The organism is Gemmatimonadota bacterium, from assembly GCA_039715185.1.
In the GTDB taxonomy this organism is placed as follows: Bacteria; Gemmatimonadota; Gemmatimonadetes; order Longimicrobiales; family RSA9; genus DATHRK01.
This window is the reverse complement of the sequence record JBDLIA010000250.1, coordinates 1-1021: the sequence shown is the minus strand read 5'-3', so window position 1 is coordinate 1021 and position 1021 is coordinate 1. Positions and strand designations below refer to the sequence as shown.

General features: G+C 70.3%; 1 protein-coding gene. It reads right to left on the bottom strand.

What is annotated here, in order from left to right; genetic code table 11:
- Nucleotides 1–12: 12 nt before the first annotated feature.
- Nucleotides 13–687, bottom strand: coding sequence for a phosphoribosyltransferase family protein (locus tag ABFS34_17040; protein MEN8377132.1), 675 nt, complete (start codon nt 685–687; stop codon nt 13–15).
- Nucleotides 688–1021: the final 334 nt, after the last annotated feature.

Sequence of the window (1021 nt, the reverse complement as noted above, 5' to 3'; positions counted from 1 at the left end):
GCCGCTCTCCGCTCACGGCGCGCCGCTCTTCTGGGAGGAGGACTCCCGGGCCTCCGCCAGAAGCGCCAAGACCTCCGCGTCGGTGGTCTGGCGGAAGTCTCGGTACCAGGCGCCTACCGCGTCCAGGTAGGGCGTCTCCACGACGCACACCACCGCCTCTACGGTCCGGCGTAGCGCCTCCGCGGTATCAGTCGCGGCGACCGGCACCGCCACCACGATTGCCGCCGGCTGGTCGACACGCAGCGCCTCGATGGCCGCGCGGATGGAGGCGCCCGTCGCGATGCCGTCGTCGACCAGGATCGCCGTTCGCCCCCGCATCGTCGGCGGGGCGTATTTCCCGTCGTACTCCGCCTGCCGCCGCTCCAACTCCTGCGTTTCCCTGAGGACGACGCGGTCGACGGCCTCCGACGGGACGCCGATCCGCTCGATCAGGTCGTCGTCCAGCACGCGGATCCCGCCCGCGGCTATGGCCCCCATGGCCAGCTCCTCGTAGTTGGGAACGCCGAGCTTGCGCACCAGAAACGGCGCCAGCGGGGCGTCCAGCGCGCGGGCGACCTCGTAGCCCACCGGGACTCCGCCGCGCGGCAATGCGAGCACCACCGGGTCGGTCAACTCGCCGTGGCGCGCCAGGCGCTCGGCTAGCTGCCGCCCCGCGTCCCTGCGATCTTCGAAGCCGGTCTCGAGCATGAAAGGCACCTCCGGTTGCGGGCCGGGACCCATCGGCAAGGTACGACGGGCCGTGCCGCTCCGCAGCCGGGAAACGACCGTGCTAACGTAGTCGATGTCCCCGCACTGCCGGCCCGAAGTCCAACTTCGAAACGGACTTACGCTCGTCGTCGCCACGGCGCCACACGTCTCCGCGGATCGGGGATGTGACGCGCGCCGGTTATCGCTCGTCCTTATCGTCAGGCCCCTCTCCCCTGCGGCGATAGTTATGGAGGGCCCGACGATGGGAACGGGGTTGGTGGTACGTCTGTGGCGCGACGAAAGCGGGCAGGACATCGCGGAATACGCGTTGCTC

Excerpts from the sequence above, each read along its gene's own strand:
- ABFS34_17040 (MEN8377132.1), bottom strand. The coding sequence starts at position 687 with ATGCTCGAGACCGGCTTCGAAGATCGCAGGGACGCGGGGCGGCAGCTA.